Here is a 17,804-nt window from a genome sequence, read left to right on the forward strand (position 1 = left end):
CCGGTCTTCTCGGTCCCGTGACCGACGACAAGCGGCCTCACCGGCCGTGTAGAAAGGATGATTGGCTCCTATGGATATCAATGTAACCGGACGGAAAATGAATGTGGGCGAAGCTCTGACAACCCACGTGACGGACAGGCTTCAAGCCATTACTGAGAAATATTTCACCCGGTCGATCGATGCATCGGCAACATTCCACAAAGAAGGGCATCTCACCCGCGCCGACATTTCGTTGCACGCCAATCAGGGTATCAATATGCAGGCCCGCGCCGAGACGGACGATCCCTACGCCGCATTCGAGCTCGCAGCCGACAAGATCGAAAAACAGTTGCGTCGTTATAAACGTCGCCTTAAGAACCACCACGCTATGACAGGCCACGAAGAAATGATGTTCGAGCCAGTCAGGAGCACCGTGCTCGCCCCGCACGCAGATGAAGAGGGCGAAGCTGTGAACGGTGCTGATCATCATCCTGTGATCATCGCAGAAGCCAATGTGGAAATTCCGCGGGTTACAGTGAGCGATGCCGTGATGCTGATGGACTTGTCGGATTCGAACGCCTTCATGTTCAGAAACACGAAGAGCGACACGCTCGACGTTGTGTATCGCCGCGGCGATGGCAACATCGGCTGGATCAGTCCGGGCGCGCGAGACTAAAGTGTCTTGCACAGGCACCCCTGACTGATCGATAATGAACCCATTGATCCCCGGACCCCCTATCGGGGTCCGGTCGAGAGGTAGCCTTATGGAGATCGAAGATCTTCTAAACCCGGATAATGTCCTCGCGGGCTTCCGGGCATCGAGCAAGAAACAGGCGCTTCAGGCCCTTTCCCGCCATATGGCGGAGCAAGTGGGCGTGGATTGCCGCGACGCCTTTGACGGGCTGATGGAACGCGAACGCCTTGGCTCCACCGGTGTGGGGCATGGTGTGGCCATCCCGCACGCGCGGATGAAGGGCCTTGATCGCATCGTCGGCCTTTTCGCCCAGCTTGCCGAACCCATTCCGTTCGATTCGGTAGACGACCAGCCGGTCGACCTGATTTTCATGCTGCTGGTACCTGAAGAAGCCGGCGCCGACCATCTGAAGGCGCTTGCCAAGGTATCGCGCCTGCTGCGCGATGACCGTATGTGTGAAAAACTGCGCGCCACGCACAAGGCCCCGGCCCTGTTTGCAATGCTGAGCCAACCGGCCACGAACGCCGCCTGACCCCAGGCGGCGTCCTTCTTTCCAGCGTCAGATCCTGCCTTCAATCACCCAGCTGCCGTCACTACGGCGGCAGGCGAGGTTATTGCCCGAAAGCGAATAGCCGGAAGGACCGTCGAACGTGAAGCGGCGGCAATATTGCTCGCCCCGCCACAGGGTCTCGACCGGACGCATGGCAAAATCGTTGCGCCCGTCCGACCAGCGCACGGTGACGCCGTCGCCTGCATATTCGAGCGAATGGTCGATACAACCGCGACCGGCCTTGTCGACCGTTTTGCCGATCTCGCCGCCCACAATCACACCGATGACCGTGCCGGCAAGGATGGCAGCGAGGCGGCTATCCTTGTCGGAAACCTTGGCACCGACCGTGGCGCCAACAGCGCCGCCAAGAATCTGGCCCATGGCTTTATAATCGCAGCGACCATCGCGCGGCTCGAAGATCGGGGCCGCATAGCCCCAGTCCTTGTATTCACCGCGCCGGTATCCGTGCGCTGGTGCCCAGGGCGGCGGTCCACCTTTGAAATTCTTGTGTTCGCCCTTGTGGCTCTTGTCCTTGTGGCCCTTGTCTTTCTTGCCGTGCGACGCCGCATGTGCAGGCGGGTCGGCAAAGACGGCGGGCGCTGTGGGCGCTGCCAGCACAAAAGCGGCCGAAAGGGCAAGCGAACGGGCCAAACCGGATTGAAGCGTCATGATTACTGCCTCCTCAAATAACCTCGGGAAACAGAATATCATGTCAATTGGGGCGGGATCGCGGCAAAAATCAGCCGATCAATAGTCCACACGCAGGAAATAAAGCCCGTCAGGCGGCGCGTTGAGGCCAAGCGCTGCGCGGTCGCGGGCCTCGAGGGCCGCTGTCACATCATCCGCCGTCCATTTGCCGCAGCCGACAAGCTCGAGCGTGCCGATCATCGACCGGATCTGGTGATGCAGGAAGGACCGTGCGCCCGCCAGCATGTGGATTTCTTCGCCGTGCCGTTCGATCCGCAGGTAATCGAGCGTTTTGACCGGGCTTTTCGCCTGGCATTCCACATGGCGGAAGGTGGTGAAATCGTGGGTGCCAATAAGGCGCTGGCCGGCCTCGTTCATCGCTTCGGCGTCAAGCGGGCGAATGACATGCCACGCCAGCCCCCGGTCAAACGACAAAGGCCCGCGCCGGTTGATGATCCGGTAGAGATAATGCCGGCCCTTGGCCGAGAAGCGGGCGTTGAACTCCGCGTCCACTTCCTCGATCTTCAGGATACTGATCCCGGTTTCGCGAACCTTCAGGAAGTGATTGAGCGCGGCTTGCAGGGCATCCGATGTCATCGGTCGGGCGAGATCGACATGGGCAACCTGCCCCTTGGCATGAACGCCCGCATCGGTGCGACCCGATCCGAAAACAGTGATCTCCTCACCGTGGGCAAATTCGGCAAAGGCATCCTCAAGCACGGCCTGCACGGTGGGGCCGTTGTCCTGCCGCTGCCAGCCCACATAGGGGCGGCCGTCATATTCGATGGTGAGCTTGAAGCGCGCCAAGATGATTACTCGTCCGGACTGACTTTGGTGCCGGTCGGCACGCTGAAGCCGCGCAGAAGGGTCTCGCGGTCCATCGGCGCCTTGCCGGCGCGCTGGGCGCGGTCGATCCGGTAGGCGCCTTCGCCGCACGCAACAAGGAGCGTGTCATCAAGGAAGGTGCCGGGCTCGCCGGACTTCGCCTCCAGATGACCGCCGAGAATCTTCAGCCGCTCACCTCCAATTTCGGTCCAGGCGCCCGGGAAAGGATTAAGCCCGCGCACCAGCCGGTCGACTTCCGAGGCCGGCTTTGCCCAGTCGATCCGTGCTTCCGCCTTGTCGATCTTGCGGGCGTAGGTAACACCTTCTTCCGGCTGGGTTTCAGGTATAATCGTTCCAGACGACAATCCTTCAAGCGCGGGGTTGATCAGCGCTGCGCCCAGCAAGGCAAGCCGGTCATGAAGACTGGCTGTGGTGTCGTCCGCGCCGATAGTCACCGCTTCGCGCATCAGCACAGGGCCGGTATCGAGCCCGGCTTCCATCTGCATGATGCAGACGCCGGTTTCCGTGTCGCCTGCCATCAGGGCCCGGTGGATGGGTGCGGCACCGCGCCAGCGCGGCAGGAGGGAGGCATGGACATTGAGGCAGCCAAGGCGCGGCGCATCAAGCACCGCCTGCGGCAGGATCTGGCCGTAGGCAACGACCACACAGGCATCAAGGTCGAGGGCCGCAAACTCGGCTTGCACGTCAGCGTCCTTGAAGCTTTTGGGGGTGAAGACCCTGAGGCCCGCATCAAGGGCTGCCTGATGCACAGGGCTCGGGCGGACGGACTGGCCGCGCCCGGCCGGTGCCGGCGGCTGGCTATAGACCGCTGCGATTTCGTGGCCGGCGGCGATCAGCGCCTTGAGCGTCGGCACCGCGAAGGCAGGTGTCCCCATGAAAGCAAGGCGCATCGGGCTTCCCTTAGAGGATTTCGACGTCCTTGGACGCCTTCAGCAGTTTCTTCACGATCATGTTGCGCTTCAGCTTCGACAGATGGTCGATGAAGACAACGCCGTTCAGGTGATCGATCTCGTGCTGGGCGCAGGTCGCCAGAAGGCCGTCCATCTCTTCTTCCACCTGCTTGCCGTGATAATCGACATAGCGGATGCGAACGGTCGCCGGGCGTTCCACCTCGGCATAATGCTCGGGCACGCTGAGGCAGCCTTCGTTATAGACGCTGTAATCGTCCGATTCCCACACGACTTCCGGATTGATCAGGAATTTCGGCTTGGGGTTCGCCTCGTCGCCTTCGGTGTCGATCACCAGCATGCGGCGCGGGATGCCGACCTGAATGGCGGCAAGGCCGATGCCGGGCGCGGCATACATGGTTTCCACCATATCATCGAGCGTACGGCGAACGGCGTCGTTCACTTCCTCGACCGGGTCGGAAATTGTGCGGAGGACCGGGTCCGGCACATGGATGATGTTCAGTTTGGCCATTCGGATCGCCTGTTCGTTCGGGTGCGGCGGCCGGTACGGCGCCAGTCATTGGGCCTTACCTAGGCGCAGGGAGGCCAAAGGTCAAGGCGGCTGCGCGTTTCAGAGCCGTTCCACCGGCGCGTCGGGCTCGAAGGTTGCGGCCCTGTCTTCAATTTCGACAATCCAGAGATCACTGTCCATCTGGCGGCGTTTGGCGATGCGCTCGTCTGCCGAAGCCTCGTTCTGGTCATCGGCGCCGAGCGGCCGCCAGACGGCGTTTCCGTCGAAATCGACAGCGCGTTCAAGCAGCCACACGCCTTTTGCAAAGCGGTTCACCTTGAGGAGAAGCCCGCCGCGTTCAGCGTCCCCCTTGTGGGCGATATAGGCCGGGCGGTCGCTGCTGAAGGCCGTGCGCACGATGGCGGCGGCATGCAGGGCGCTTGGCAGACGGTAGGATTGCACGGGAAGAGCGCTTAATCAGGCGGATTATCGAGGCCGAGGACGGCAACACCCGAATGGAACATCTCGCGCACGCGGTCGGGGCCAACCTGGAAGGAAAGGCCAAGGCCCTGTTCGTTCGACCAGGATACGACCGAGGGGATACGCCCGCGCGAAGGAATATCGAGTACGACTTCGCTGCCCTCTTTCAGGGGAACATCAATGCGGAGGCGCGCACCGCCAAGCGATACGTTCCAGATCTGGCAGGAAAAGACATGCTTGCCAACCTCAAGCTTCGCCGGCCACAGGACATGGCGGCGGCTGAAATTGCGGCGCTTCGTCTGGCTTTCAGGCTTCACGGTTTCTGCCGGCACGGCATAGCTCCCCAATCATCGCACTCGCCTGAGAGTATGCCCCAAAGGTTAAGCGAATCTGAATGATAAAAGTTGCGATAATCGGTTCAGGCCGTGCTGCCCGCCGGCTCCCCGCGACCGAGCCCCAAGGCTTCGGCGATATCTGCCAGCTGTTCGAACACGCGTGTTGGAGCATCCCTGAAGGAAAGGCCAAGGTCCGGCCCGCCTTGCCAGGCGACCGTCGCGGTGAAAGTGCCGCGAGAAGGAATATCAACAGTGATTTCAGTGCCTTCGGCGAGCGCCACGTCAGCGCCGGCACGTGCCCGCACGCCACCGAGCGACAGGTTGCGCAGGTGGCAATATCTAACCTGGCCACCAAGCCTGATGCTTGCCGGCCACAATATCGTCCGGCGCGTCCATTGACGTCGATTATCGAAATCTGCCGAGCCCTCACTGGCGCCCGGATCAACCCCTTGACCCATCGTTCTCATGCCCGCATTTGGCCGGTTTTCCGGCCGATTCCCCCGTGTGAACCAAGTATAACGAATTTTTAACGTTTGGCGACCGGCTTCATGCGGCTTGTGCAGATTTCCGGGACGGGCTACGACTTTTGAAGAGAGGGCCACCGCCCGACACGGTGGAAAGGAGGACCGTTCCCGCCATGCCAAGCCGGCCGCGCATCCTGATTGTCGAGGACAGCCCGACGCTGAACCTGACCTATCAGGCCTATCTGAAGGAACTGGATGCCAATATGGTCGGCGCCTCGACGGGAGCGGAAGCACTGCAGGCCATCGAAAAATCCCTGCCCGCTGTTGTGCTGCTGGATCTTAAGCTCCCTGACATGGACGGGCAGGAAATCCTGAAAGTGCTGGCCGCCAAGCCGGTGCCGCCCAAGGTGATCGTCATCACGGCGCATGGCTCTGTCACCACCGCTGTGGACGCGATGCGCGCTGGCGCCACCGATTTTCTCCTGAAGCCCTTCACTGCCGAACGGCTCGTGACCACCACGCGGAACGCGCTTGAAATCCACCGGCTGGCCGGGCTTGTCGACAGCATGCGAGTGAAGCCCACGGGCGGGTTCGAGAAATTCATCGGCACCAGCCCCGCCATGAAGGCAGTTTACGGCATGATCCGCGACGCAGCCCCTAGCCGCGCCAGTGTGTTTGTGATGGGCGATTCCGGTACAGGCAAGGAACTGACCGCCGAAGCGATCCATGCCCTGAGCCCGCGCGCCGAGAAGCCTTTTGTCGCCATCAATTGCGCGGCGATACCATCGACCCTGATGGAAAGCGAGATTTTCGGCCACAAGCGCGGCGCCTTCACTGGCGCGATGGCCGACCATGTGGGGGCGGCAGTGCGTGCCGATGGTGGCACCCTGTTCCTTGATGAGCTTTGCGAAATCCCGCTCGATATCCAGGCGAAGCTGTTGCGGTTCCTGCAGTCGGGCGAGGTCCGTCCGCTCGGCTCCGCCGAGACCCGCTCGGTGAATGTGCGCTTCGTGTGCGCCACCAACCGCAACCCGTGGGAGGAAGTGGAAGCCGGACGGTTCCGGGAAGACCTGTTCTACCGCCTGCATGTGATCCCGATTCACATGCCCCCCCTGAAGGACCGCGCGACCGATGTGATCGCCATCGCGCAGTCCATGCTGAAACGTTTCGCAGCGGAGGAAAGCAAGGCCTTCACGGGCTTCTCTGCAGATGCAGAAGCGCTGCTGATGGCGCACACTTGGCCCGGCAACGTGCGGGAACTCGGGAACGTGATCCAGTCGGCTGTGGTGCTGAATGACGGGCGGGAATTGACGGCCGCAATGCTTGATGGCCTGATCGGCCGCAGCCGGGCGCCCGCAAAACCCTCAAGTGCCGCGGCAGCACCGGTGACGCCCGCGCCGCAGCCGGTGGTCAAGGCCGAGGACATCGTGCCACTTGCCGAAAGCGAGCGCCGCGCCATCGAAGCAGCCCTCGCTGCTTTCAAGGGAAAGGTGACGCCGGCTGCCAAGGCGCTCGGCGTCAATCCGTCAACGCTGTATCGCAAGATGAAAGAGTGGGGCTGAGGCGCCCCGCTCCTTACTCGCCGCTGTCTTCTTCGGCTGCTTCGTCGGCCTCGAGCATATGGGCGGCACTTGCAGCAAGGGCAGCCATATTCACAAGATCGGACGTTGTCGAGGTCATGCGCGCGATCTGCACCGATTTCGACAGGCCCAGAAGCATCGGACCAACCACCTTGCCGCCGCCGATTTCCGCCAGAAGCTTGTAGCTGATGTTGGCCGAATGCAGGGCCGGCATGATCAGGATGTTGGCAGGCGCCGTCAGCCGCATGAAGGGATAGAGCGACATCAGGTCCTTGTTCAGGGCCACATCGGCCTGCATTTCGCCGTCATATTCGAAATTCACGTCGCGCTCATCGAGGATATGCACGGCTTCGCGCACGCTTTCCGTCTTGTCCGAGGGCGGATTGCCGAAGTTCGAGAAGGACAGGAAGGCCACGCGCGGTTCATGCCCCATGCGGCGCACGAAATCGGCGCTCATTTCGGCAATCGTCGCCAGCTGCTCGCCGGTCGGACGGTCATTGACCGTGCTGTCGGCAATGAAAACCGTCCGCGACTTGGTGACCATCACCGACAGGCCGAAGGCAAGCTTGCCGGGCAGCGGATCGATCACGCGCTTGATATTCTTGAGGCCGCGCCAATATTGCCGCGTCAGGCCCGTGACCATCGCATCGGCGTCGCCTGTCGCCACCATGCAGGCGGAGAAGACGTTCCGGTCGCGGTTCACATAGCGCTGGATATCACGCAACAGGAAGCCGCGGCGGTTGAGCCGCTTGTAGAGAAGGTCGATATAGGCGTCCTTGTTGGGGCTGTTGGCGGCATTGACGATTTCGATGCCGTCATCTTCGACGCCCATCTCGCGAAGCTTCTCGCGGATCGGCGCTTCATAGCCCACCAGCACCGGAATGCCGTAGCCGTTGTTCTTGAAGCTGATCGCCGCACGCAGAACCTTGTCTTCCTCGGCCTCGGCAAACACCACGCGCTTTTTCGGGCGGCGCTGCAGGTCCTCAAGGATCAGCGACAGGGTCGACGCCGTCGGGTCAAGACGGGCCGAAAGCTCCTGCCCGTAGGCCTCGAGGTCCTCGATCGGCTTCCGGGCAACCCCCGTGTCCATCGCGGCCTTGGCCACCGCCATCGGCACGGCCTTGATAAGGCGCGGGTCGAAAGGCGCTGGGATGATATAATCGGGGCCGAAGTGCGGGCGCGCGCCACCATAGGCAGCTGCCACTTCATCCGGCACTTCCTCGCGGGCGAGCTCGGCAATAGCTTTCGCCGCCGCGATCTTCATTTCCTCGTTGATGGTCCGCGCACGCACATCCAGCGCCCCCCGGAAGATATAGGGGAAGCCGAGGACGTTGTTCACCTGGTTCGGATAGTCCGAACGGCCGGTTGCGATGATCGCATCCGTGCGCACTTCAAGCACTTCTTCAGGCGTGATTTCGGGATCGGGGTTCGACATGGCGAAGACGATCGGCCGCGCATTCATCGAGGCGATCATTTCCTTCGTCACCGCGCCCTTGGCGGCAAGGCCGAGGACAACATCGGCGCCGACCATGGCTTCTTCCAGCGTGCGGGCATCGGTACTCACCGCATGGGCCGATTTCCACTGGTTCATGCCTTCTTCGCGGCCGGTATAGATCACCCCGGTGCGGTCCACCATGATGACATTCTCATGCGGCATACCCATCGCCTTGATGAGTTCGACGCAGGCGATGCAGGCGGCACCAGCGCCGATGGCCACCATCTTAGTGTCCTTCAGCGACCGACCGGTCAGATGCAGCGCATTCACAAGACCGGCAGCCGAGATGATCGCGGTGCCATGCTGGTCATCGTGGAAAACCGGAATATCCATCAGCTCGCGCAGGCGCTGCTCGATGATGAAGCAGGACGGCGCGCCGATATCTTCAAGGTTGATACCGCCGAACGAAGGGCCGAGAAGCTTCACGCAGTTCACGAACTCGTCGATATCCTCGGTATCAACTTCAAGGTCGATACTGTCCACATCGGCGAACCGCTTGAAGAGGACGGCCTTGCCTTCCATCACCGGCTTCGATGCCTGGGCGCCGAGGTTACCAAGGCCAAGGATTGCCGTACCGTTCGAGATGACGGCCACAAGGTTGCCCTTGGTGGTGTAATCATAGGCCGTATCCGGGTCTTCCGCGATCTTCAGGACGGGCACGGCAACGCCGGGGCTGTAAGCCAGCGAAAGGTCGCGCTGGGTGGCGACAGGTTTCGTCGGCGTGATCTCCAGCTTGCCGGGACGACCGGCGGCATGGAAACGCAGGGCTTCAGCTTCGGTAAACTTGGTGGGTTTGTTTGTCATCGCGACAGCCTGTACTTGTTTATGGCGGGTGCGGCCGGAATGCTCTAGAAAGCGAAACAGGATGCTGGGGCTTTCATGGGGCATACTATGACCGCCCTTTCGAGACAACTGAAATCGGGACGCGAAGGTTGCGCCCGGCAGGTACGATCTGGGACTATGGACTGATGGACGGACAATCAAAGGCAAGCGCGATGAATGAAGACAATGGTACCGCTAACAGCGGCGCCGGCGAGCCGCTTGACCTTTCGGGCGCCACGCCGATGATGGTCCAGTATATGGAAATCAAGGCCGCCTACCCGGATTGCCTGCTGTTTTACCGCATGGGCGACTTTTACGAGCTCTTCTTCCGCGATGCCGAACAGGCCGCCGAAGCGCTCGATATCACCCTCACCAAACGCGGCAAGCATCTGGGCGAGGATATCCCCATGTGCGGCGTGCCGGTGCATTCGGCCGAAATGTATCTCGCCCGCCTCATCCGCAAATCCTTCAAGGTGGCCGTGTGCGAGCAGGTGGAGGACCCGGCGGAAGCCAAGAAGCGTGGCTCCAAATCGGTTGTGAAGCGCGATGTGGTGCGGCTTGTCACCCCCGGTACGATCACCGAGGACGGCCTCCTGGACGCCCGCCGCGCCAACTATATCGTCGCCCTTGGCCGCGCGCAGAACGCCCTGTCGCTGGCAGTCGCCGATATGTCGACCGGCGAGTTTTTCCTCGCACCCACCAAGGCCGGGCGGCTGGACGCCGATCTTGCCCGCCTGTCGCCAGGTGAATTGCTGATCGCGCCCGATCTGATGAAGGACGAGACGATTGCCACGGCGCTTTTCGACTGGCGCAGCATCACCTCGCCGCTCGATGCCCGCCATTTTGACAGCACCGACGGCACCGCGCGCCTGAAGGCACTGTTTGACGTGGCGACCCTTGACGGTTTCGCCAGTTTCGACCGCGCCGACCTCGCCGCCGCCGGGGCGCTTCTCTATTATCTTGAGGATACCCAGAAGGGCCAGCTGCCCCATCTGTTCCCGCCGCGCCGCCTGAATGCGGGCGAAACGATGATGATCGACGCGGCCACGCGGCGGAGCCTCGAACTGACGCGGACCCAGACGGGCGAGGCCGATGGCAGCCTTCTGTCGGTCATCGACCGGACGGTAACGGGCGCCGGCGCGCGGCTCCTGATGAAGCGGCTTTCGGCACCGCTGACCAACCCGGACGCTGTTGCCTCGCGCCTTGATGCGGTTGAACACCTGATCGAGCGACCGAGCCTGCGCCACTCCATGCGGGCCGCACTCAGGGCGGCGCCAGACATGGAACGGGCACTTGCCCGCCTGTCGCTCGGGCGCGGTGGTCCACGCGATCTTCTGGGTATCCGCGAAGGGCTCGAGGCCGCCCACGCCATCCGGCAGGAGCTTCTGACCGTCAGCGAGGCGATCGAACGCCTGCCAGACGAGATGACCGAAGCCATGCGCGACCTTGGCAGCCATCACGAGCTGACGGCAGAACTTGGCCGTGCCATCGTGGCCGAACCACCGCTTCTGGCACGCGACGGCGGTTTCATCGCAGCCGGCTATGACGCCAAGCTTGATGAGTTCCGCACGCTCCGCGACGAAAGCCGCCGCCTGATCGCCGGGCTTGAAGGCGACTATCAGACCCTGACCGGTATTTCTGGGCTGAAGATTCGCCACAATAACGTCCTCGGCTTCCATGTGGATGTGACCGCCAAGCATGCCGACAAGCTGATGACGGCCCCCTTGTCGGATACCTTCATTCACCGGCAGACGCTGGCGAACGCTGTGCGCTTCTCAACAACCGAGCTCGCGAAGCTCGCCGGGCGCATTTCGGAAGCCGCCGACCGCGCACTGGCGCTGGAGACCGAGATTTTCGAAAGCCTCACCAAGGCTGTCCTGTCGCTCAGTGACCCTATCGCGCTCGCAGCCGATGCGCTGGCCCGCCTTGATGTGGCCGCAGCGCTCGCCGAACTTGCCGAAGCGGAAAACTGGTGCCGCCCCACGGTCGATGACAGCCTCGCCTTCCATATCGAGGCAGGCCGCCACCCGGTGGTGGAACGTGCATTGAAGAAATCGCGCGAGACGACTTTTGTTGCGAACGACTGCGATCTAAACCCCGATGATCGGCTGTGGCTGATCACCGGCCCCAACATGGCCGGTAAATCGACCTTCCTCAGGCAGAATGCGCTGATTGCCATTCTGGCCCAGATGGGCTCCTACGTGCCCGCCGCACGCGCCCACGTGGGGATTGTGGACCGGTTGTTCAGCCGGGTCGGGGCGTCCGACGATCTCGCCCATGGCCGCTCGACCTTCATGGTCGAAATGGTGGAAACCGCCGCGATCCTCAATCAGGCGGGGCCCAAATCGCTCGTGATCCTTGACGAGATCGGGCGCGGTACGGCGACCTATGACGGGCTTTCGATTGCCTGGGCCGCTGTTGAAAACCTCCATAATATCAACCAGTCGCGCGCGCTGTTCGCCACGCACTATCATGAACTGACGGCCCTCAAGGAAACGCTCGAGAGCCTGTCGCTCTGGTCCATGAAGGTGCGCGAGTGGAAGGGCGACGTGGTGTTCCTGCATGAAGTGGCGAAGGGCGCTGCCGACCGGTCCTATGGTATCCAGGTCGCCAAGCTTGCCGGCTTGCCGCCGCGCGTGATAGCCCGTGCCCGGCAAGTGCTGTCGCATCTCGAGACCACCGACAAGGGCGACAAGGCCCGGGGCCTTGTCACCGATTTGCCGCTTTTCCAGTCGATACCCGAGCGCGGCACAAGTGCGGGGCCGCACGGCGCCCCGAGCGAAATGGAAGCGAAACTGAAGGAGATCAACCCTGATCTCCTGACCCCGCGCGAAGCGCTTGACCTTCTCTATGCGCTCAAGGACCTGTCGAAGGAGACACCATGACGGTCAGGAACCGCCGCGGCATCATCAACCGGAAAGACCTTGTCGCCGCGCTTGAGGCGATGGTCGAAACCGTCCCGCAGGCGGACTGGCAAGCCGAACTGGTGCGTCACCTGAAGGGCGCCCACAAGGCCGGCTGGGCCGAGGTCAAACGCCGTTTTGTCGACGAAGGCGACAAGGGCCGCGACAGCGCCGAGGCGCTGGCCTATCTGATGGACCAGATATTGGTCACCCTCGCCGATTTCGTGACAACGCATGTCTACCCGCTGTCGAACCCGACGGCATCGGAGCGTCTGGCACTTGTCGCCGTTGGCGGATACGGGCGCGGCGAACTGGCGCCGTTTTCGGATATCGATCTGCTGTTCCTCATCCCCTACAAGGCTACCGCATGGGCTGAACAGGTGGCGGAATATACCCTTTATGTGCTCTGGGATCTTGGCCTGAAGGTCGGCCACGCGACCCGCAGCCCCGAGGATTGCTGGCGTCTTGCCAAGGAAGACCTGACGATCAAGACATCGCTTCTGGAATCGCGCTTCCTGTGGGGGGATGAACCCCTGTTCAATGCCGCCGCCAAGGGCTTCATCCGGCGGGTTGTCACCGGCACCGGCCCGGCTTTTGTGGAAGCCAAGCTCGCCGAACGCGACAGTCGCCACCAGAAGCTTGGCGACAGCCGCTATGTGGTGGAACCGAACATCAAGGAAGGCAAGGGGGGCCTCCGGGACCTTCATACCCTCTGGTGGATCGCGCGGTATCTGTATGGCGGCATTGAGAAGCTGAAGATCGAGGCCGGCGGGGTATTGACCGACCGCGAATTCAAACAGTTCGCCAAGGCTGAAAGCTTCCTCTGGACCGTGCGGGTGGCGCTTCACTATCTCGCCGGTCGCGCCGAGGAACGCCTGACGTTTGACCTGCAGCGCGCACTGGCCGACATGCTGCAATATAAGGCGCACCCCGGGGCATCGGGCGTCGAGCGCTTCATGAAGCATTATTTCCTGACCGCCAAACAGGTGGGGGACCTGACCCGCATCTTCTGCGCCGTACTTGAAGACCGGCACCAGAAAAAGTCGCTGTTATCGCGCCTCCGCCGCAAGAAAACGATCCAGGGCTTCGCCATCGATGCCGGGCGGCTGAGCATTGTAGGCCCGGACGACTTCAAGGATGACCCGACCGCGATGGTCCGCATTTTCGCGGTGGCGGACCGGGAGGGGCTGGATATCCACCCTGATGCCTTGCGCGCCATCCAGCGGCATCTGTCGCGCATCACCGAAAAGGTACGGAACGACGCGCAGGCGAACGAGGATTTCCTGTCGGTCCTTGCCAGCATGAAAGACGGCGAGGTGAACCTTCGCCGCATGAACGAAGCCGGTGTGTTCGGCCAGTTCATCCCGGATTTCGGCCGCGTGGTCGCCCAGATGCAGTTCGACATGTATCACCATTATACGGTGGACGAACACACGATCCGCGCCATCGGACTACTGTCGCGCATCGAAAAAGGCGAGCTCAAATCCGATCACCCGCTGTCATCGGACGTGATCCAGAAGGTGATTAGCCGCCGCGTTCTTTATGTCGCGGTGCTTCTGCATGATGTGGCCAAGGGCCGGGGCGGCGACCATTCGATTGTGGGTGCCGAGGTTGCCGAAAAGCTTTGCCCGCGCCTCGGGCTCAAACCCGCTGAGACCGAAACCGTTGCCTGGCTGGTGCGCTGGCACCTGTTGATGAGCCACACGGCTTTCAAGCGCGACCTTTCGGACCACAAGACGATCCTCGATTTCTGCGCCGTGGTGAAAAGCCCCGAAAGACTGCGGCTTCTCCTCGTCCTTACCGTTGTTGATATCCGGGCGGTCGGCCCCGGCGTGTGGAACGGCTGGAAAGGCCAGCTGTTGCGCGATCTTTATTATGCGGCCGAGGAAGTCCTCCTTGCCGGCCACGCCACCACGGGCCGCAATGCCCGCGTGGCCGCGCGCAAGGAAACCGTCCGCGAACGCCTGAAGGACTGGAGCGACCGCCGCTTCAAGGCACATGCCGACCGTATGCTTGACGCCTACTGGATCGCCGAGGACGACGACACAATCGTCCAGAATGCCGAACTGATCCGCAAGACCGACGACAAGAAGCAGCTTCTGGGCGTTGTCGCCCGCGTCGAGCCCACGCAGGATATGACCCAGGTATCGGTCTATACCGAAGACCATCCCGGCCTGTTCGCGCGGATTGCCGGGGCGCTCGGTATCGCCGGCGCCTCGATCATGGGTGCCAAGATCCACACCAGCCGTGACGGCATGGCCATCGACAATTTCATTGTCCAGAGCCTCGATGGCAGCGCCTTTGACGGTCGCCGCCAGCTCGACAAGCTTGAAGGCATCATTCTCGACACCCTCGGCGGCAATGTGATGCCGAAGGAGCAGCTGCAGAAACGCCGCATCCTTGGCCGCCACACCGACAGTTTCGAAATCGAATCCGTGATCCTGATCGATAACCGCGCCTCCAACTGGTCAACCGTGATCGAGGTGAATGCGAAGGACAGGCCGGGCCTTCTCTATGACCTCGCCTATGCGCTTTACCGCCTGAAGCTTTCGATCTTCTCGGCGCATGTGGCGACCTACGGCGAGCGCGCGGTGGACGTTTTCTATGTGCGCGACCTTGTCGGCCAGAAGATCACCAACAAGGTGCGGCTGAGGAACATCGAAGCCAAGCTGCAACGTGCCGCAGACGGCCTGCCCATTTTCGAGAAGGACGACAGCATGAGCGCCGTCCTCGAGATCGATATCTGAGTTTCCCGATGAGAAGCCGTCCATGAGCATCGCCAGCCGCATTTCCAAGGTCGGGGGCCTTACCCTCGTCTCCCGCCTGTTCGGCTTCATCCGCGACATGCTGATGGCGCGCTATCTGGGCGCGGGCATGGCGGCAGACGCTTTCTTCATCGCCTTCAAGCTGCCCAACTTTTTCAGACGACTTTTTGCTGAAGGCGCTTTTTCCGCCGGTTTCGTACCGCTCTTTTCCCGCCTTCTCGGCAAGGAAGTGACCCCCGAAAGCCATGCCGCCGCCGAGGCGTTCGCGGGCCGGGTGCTGTCCGTGCTGTTGCCCGTGCTTTTCGTCTTCCTCCTGATCATGGAAGCCGCGATGGTGCCGGTGATGCTGGGGCTGACCGGTGGGTTTGAGGGCGACTCCGAGAAATTCGCGCTGACGGTGGAGCTCGGTCGGCTGGCCTTTCCCTATCTGATGCTAGTTTCGCTCGTCTCCATGCTCGCGGGCATGCTGAACGCGTTCGACCGGTACGGGGCGGCGGCCTTTGTGCCCACGCTCCTCAATTTCTTCATGATCGGCGCGCTTCTGACGGCGCCTGAGGGGGAGGCGATGGCGCGGTGGCTGGCGGTTGCCGTGTCGCTTTCCGGCGTTGCCCAGTTCATCTGGCTGTATGTAGCGGCCAAGCGTGCCGGCATCCATCTGAAGCTTTCGATGCCAAAACTCAGCCCCGATGTGCGGGAACTGCTGAAAGTGGTTGGCCCTGCGGCCATCGGCGCTGGCGTCATGCAGCTCAATCTGCTCATTGATCTTGCCCTTGCCGCCCGTTTCCTGCCTGAAGGATCGGTGTCCTGGCTTTTCTATGCCGACCGGCTGAACCAGCTGCCGCTTGGTGTGATCGGTGTGGCGGTCGGTACCGTGCTGCTGCCTTCCATCTCCCGGCTTCTGGGGTCGGGCGACACCGCTGGCGCCAATGCGCAAACCAACCGTGCCATCGAATTCGCCCTCACCCTCACCTTGCCTGCCGCCGTCGCGCTGATCATGGTGGCGCCCGAGATTATCGCGACGCTGTTCGAACGCGCGGCCTTCACGGCGAACGACACAGCGATGACCGCAACCGCCCTTGCCGTTTTCGCGGCGGGCTTGCCGGCCTTCGTGCTGGGCAAAACGCTGACCCCCGGCTATTTCGCCCGCAAGGACACACGCACGCCGGTGCGGTTTGCCATCGTTGCCGTTGTGGCGAATACTGCGCTCAGCCTTCTCCTCATCCCGCATATCGCCCATGTGGGACTCGCTGCTGCCTCCACGCTTTCCTCGTGGCTCAATGTTGCGATGCTTTACTGGGGCCTCCATACACGCGGTCATCTGATGATTGAGCGGGTGACGCTGGTACGCACGGCAAAGGCGCTGGGTGCTGCCGTCCTGATGGGGGCCGTTCTTGTCGGCCTCAGCCGTCTGATGGCCGACGCGTTCCGGACGGACGGACTGGAACGGATCGCCACCCTTGGGCTCCTTGTGATTGCCGGGCTTGTCGTCTATTTCGGGCTTGCAGTCCTCACCGGTGCCATCCGCATGGTGGACTTCCGCCGCATGATCAAGCGCGGCGCTTGACCGGCCCCCACGCGCTTGCCATAAGCCATTTCGAGCATTCCGCTCCTGATCTGAGCCCGTCCACAGGGAGAAACCAATCGTGACCGACACTCAGCCCGCAACCCGCACCTTCCAGAACCGCGTCTTTTCCGGCGCGCAGCCAAGCGGCAACATGCATCTTGGCAACTATCTCGGTGCTTTCCGCAACTGGGTGAAGCTGCAAGACAGCTTCGAATGCATCTACTGCGTGGTGGATATGCATGCGATCACGGTGTGGCAGGACCCCGCCGACCTTGTGGCGCAGACGCGCGAAGCCGCTGCCGCCTATATCGCCGCCGGTGTGAACCCTGAAAAATCGATCCTCTTCAACCAGAGCCAGGTTTCGGGCCACGCTGAACTTGCCTGGATCTTCAACTGCGTGTCGCGCCTTGGCTGGCTGAACCGCATGACCCAGTTCAAGGACAAGGCCGGCAAGAACCGCGAGAATGCCTCGACCGGGCTTTATGTCTATCCGAACCTGATGGCGGCCGACATTCTGCTGTATCAGGCGACCCACGTGCCGGTGGGCGAGGACCAGAAGCAGCATCTGGAACTGACCCGCGACATCGCCCAGAAGTTCAACAATGACTTCGGCGTCGAGATGTTTCCGCTGACCGAGCCGATCATCCAGGAAGAAGGCGCGCGGATCATGAGCCTGCGCGACGGATCGGCCAAGATGTCGAAATCCGACCCTTCGGAATATAGCCGCATCAACCTGAATGATGACGCCGATGCCATCGCGCTGAAGATTCGCAAGGCGAAAACGGACCCCGAGCCGCTACCGGCGCTTGCCAAGGACCTCGAAGGCCGGCCCGAAGCCCTGAACCTTGTCGGCATCTATGCCGCCCTCACCGACCGCACCCGCGACAGCGTCTGCACGGAGTTCGAGGGGCAAGGCTTTGCAGAGTTCAAGAAGGCGCTGACGGACGTGGCCGTATCGAAGCTTTCGCCCATCACCGGCGAAATGCGCCGCCTGATTGCAGCACCCGACCATATCGATGCGGTCTTGCGGCAAGGGGCGGAGCGGGCATCTGCCATTGCCGCGCCCATTCTCAAAGATGTGAAAAAGGCGGTCGGCTTCATCGGCTGACCGCAGTTTTCCTTGTTCAGCGCGCGTTCAGCGTACCCGGCATAGATTCAAATCAAAGAATGCCACGAACAGGCGCGCTAGACTTGGGTGCAATGGCCGGATAGGCTCTGGCCAGGTACCCCTCAATGAGGATG

15 protein-coding genes are annotated in these 17,804 nt (G+C 61.9%); 7 read left to right on the forward strand and 8 right to left on the reverse strand.

Annotated elements, in window-relative coordinates; translation table 11 throughout:
- Positions 1–70 precede the first annotated feature (70 nt).
- Positions 71–655, forward strand: coding sequence for a ribosome hibernation-promoting factor, HPF/YfiA family (hpf, locus tag PH603_RS01940; protein ID WP_289504236.1), 585 nt, complete (start codon positions 71–73; stop codon positions 653–655).
- 88 nt (positions 656–743) lie between these two features.
- A complete protein-coding gene (gene ptsN / locus PH603_RS01945; RefSeq protein WP_289504237.1) occupies positions 744–1,205 on the forward strand; it encodes a PTS IIA-like nitrogen regulatory protein PtsN in 462 nt (153 codons plus the stop codon).
- A gap of 27 nt (positions 1,206–1,232) precedes the next feature.
- Here the strand turns inward: ptsN and PH603_RS01950 are convergent, their stop codons facing one another.
- The 7 genes from PH603_RS01950 to PH603_RS01980 all read right to left on the reverse strand — a co-directional run bounded on the left by PH603_RS01950 (position 1,233) and on the right by PH603_RS01980 (position 5,436).
- On the reverse strand, positions 1,233–1,892 hold the full coding sequence (locus PH603_RS01950; RefSeq protein WP_289504238.1) for a glycine zipper 2TM domain-containing protein: 660 nt from the start codon (positions 1,890–1,892) through the stop codon (positions 1,233–1,235).
- A gap of 78 nt (positions 1,893–1,970) precedes the next feature.
- Positions 1,971–2,717, reverse strand: coding sequence for a tRNA pseudouridine(38-40) synthase TruA (gene truA / locus PH603_RS01955; RefSeq protein WP_289504239.1), 747 nt, complete (start codon positions 2,715–2,717; stop codon positions 1,971–1,973).
- A 5-nt stretch (positions 2,718–2,722) separates the two neighbouring features.
- Entirely contained in the window at positions 2,723–3,646 is a 924-nt protein-coding gene (fmt, locus tag PH603_RS01960; protein WP_289504240.1) for a methionyl-tRNA formyltransferase, read from the reverse strand.
- A 10-nt stretch (positions 3,647–3,656) separates the two neighbouring features.
- The gene (gene def, locus PH603_RS01965; RefSeq protein WP_289504241.1) at positions 3,657–4,175 is read right to left on the reverse strand and encodes a peptide deformylase; all 519 of its coding nucleotides are present in this window, start codon (positions 4,173–4,175) and stop codon (positions 3,657–3,659) included.
- Positions 4,176–4,274: 99 nt separating this feature from the next.
- Positions 4,275–4,616 (reverse strand): DUF1491 family protein, encoded by a 342-nt coding sequence (locus tag PH603_RS01970; protein ID WP_289504242.1) that lies wholly within the window; start codon positions 4,614–4,616, stop codon positions 4,275–4,277.
- Between the two features lie 11 nt (positions 4,617–4,627).
- The gene (locus tag PH603_RS01975; RefSeq protein ID WP_289504243.1) at positions 4,628–4,966 is read right to left on the reverse strand and encodes a PilZ domain-containing protein; all 339 of its coding nucleotides are present in this window, start codon (positions 4,964–4,966) and stop codon (positions 4,628–4,630) included.
- A gap of 86 nt (positions 4,967–5,052) precedes the next feature.
- Entirely contained in the window at positions 5,053–5,436 is a 384-nt protein-coding gene (locus PH603_RS01980; RefSeq protein ID WP_289504244.1) for a PilZ domain-containing protein, read from the reverse strand.
- A gap of 170 nt (positions 5,437–5,606) precedes the next feature.
- Between PH603_RS01980 and PH603_RS01985 the strand changes: the two genes are divergently transcribed.
- Complete coding sequence (locus PH603_RS01985) at positions 5,607–6,995, forward strand: sigma-54-dependent transcriptional regulator (protein ID WP_289504245.1); 1,389 nt, start codon at positions 5,607–5,609, stop codon at positions 6,993–6,995.
- A 13-nt stretch (positions 6,996–7,008) separates the two neighbouring features.
- On the opposite strand, the gene PH603_RS01990 is transcribed toward PH603_RS01985, so the two are convergent.
- On the reverse strand, positions 7,009–9,312 hold the full coding sequence (locus tag PH603_RS01990) for an NADP-dependent malic enzyme (protein ID WP_289504246.1): 2,304 nt from the start codon (positions 9,310–9,312) through the stop codon (positions 7,009–7,011).
- Between the two features lie 191 nt (positions 9,313–9,503).
- On the opposite strand from PH603_RS01990, the gene mutS reads away from it, so the two are divergent.
- From mutS to trpS, 4 genes are all read left to right on the forward strand, one after another.
- Positions 9,504–12,215 carry a DNA mismatch repair protein MutS gene (gene mutS / locus PH603_RS01995; protein ID WP_434783336.1) on the forward strand — a complete coding sequence of 904 codons (2,712 nt, stop codon included), beginning with the start codon at positions 9,504–9,506 and terminating at the stop codon, positions 12,213–12,215.
- Positions 12,212–14,980 carry a [protein-PII] uridylyltransferase gene (locus tag PH603_RS02000; protein ID WP_289504248.1) on the forward strand — a complete coding sequence of 923 codons (2,769 nt, stop codon included), beginning with the start codon at positions 12,212–12,214 and terminating at the stop codon, positions 14,978–14,980. The genes mutS and PH603_RS02000 overlap by 4 nt, the downstream gene beginning before the upstream one ends.
- Before the next feature lie 22 nt (positions 14,981–15,002).
- Complete coding sequence (gene murJ / locus PH603_RS02005) at positions 15,003–16,562, forward strand: murein biosynthesis integral membrane protein MurJ (RefSeq protein ID WP_289504249.1); 1,560 nt, start codon at positions 15,003–15,005, stop codon at positions 16,560–16,562.
- Positions 16,563–16,641: 79 nt separating this feature from the next.
- Positions 16,642–17,670 carry a tryptophan--tRNA ligase gene (gene trpS, locus PH603_RS02010; protein ID WP_289504250.1) on the forward strand — a complete coding sequence of 343 codons (1,029 nt, stop codon included), beginning with the start codon at positions 16,642–16,644 and terminating at the stop codon, positions 17,668–17,670.
- Positions 17,671–17,804 lie beyond the last annotated feature (134 nt).

It is taken from the genome of Gimibacter soli, assembly GCF_028463845.1.
GTDB lineage: Bacteria > Pseudomonadota > Alphaproteobacteria > Sphingomonadales > Kordiimonadaceae > Gimibacter > Gimibacter soli.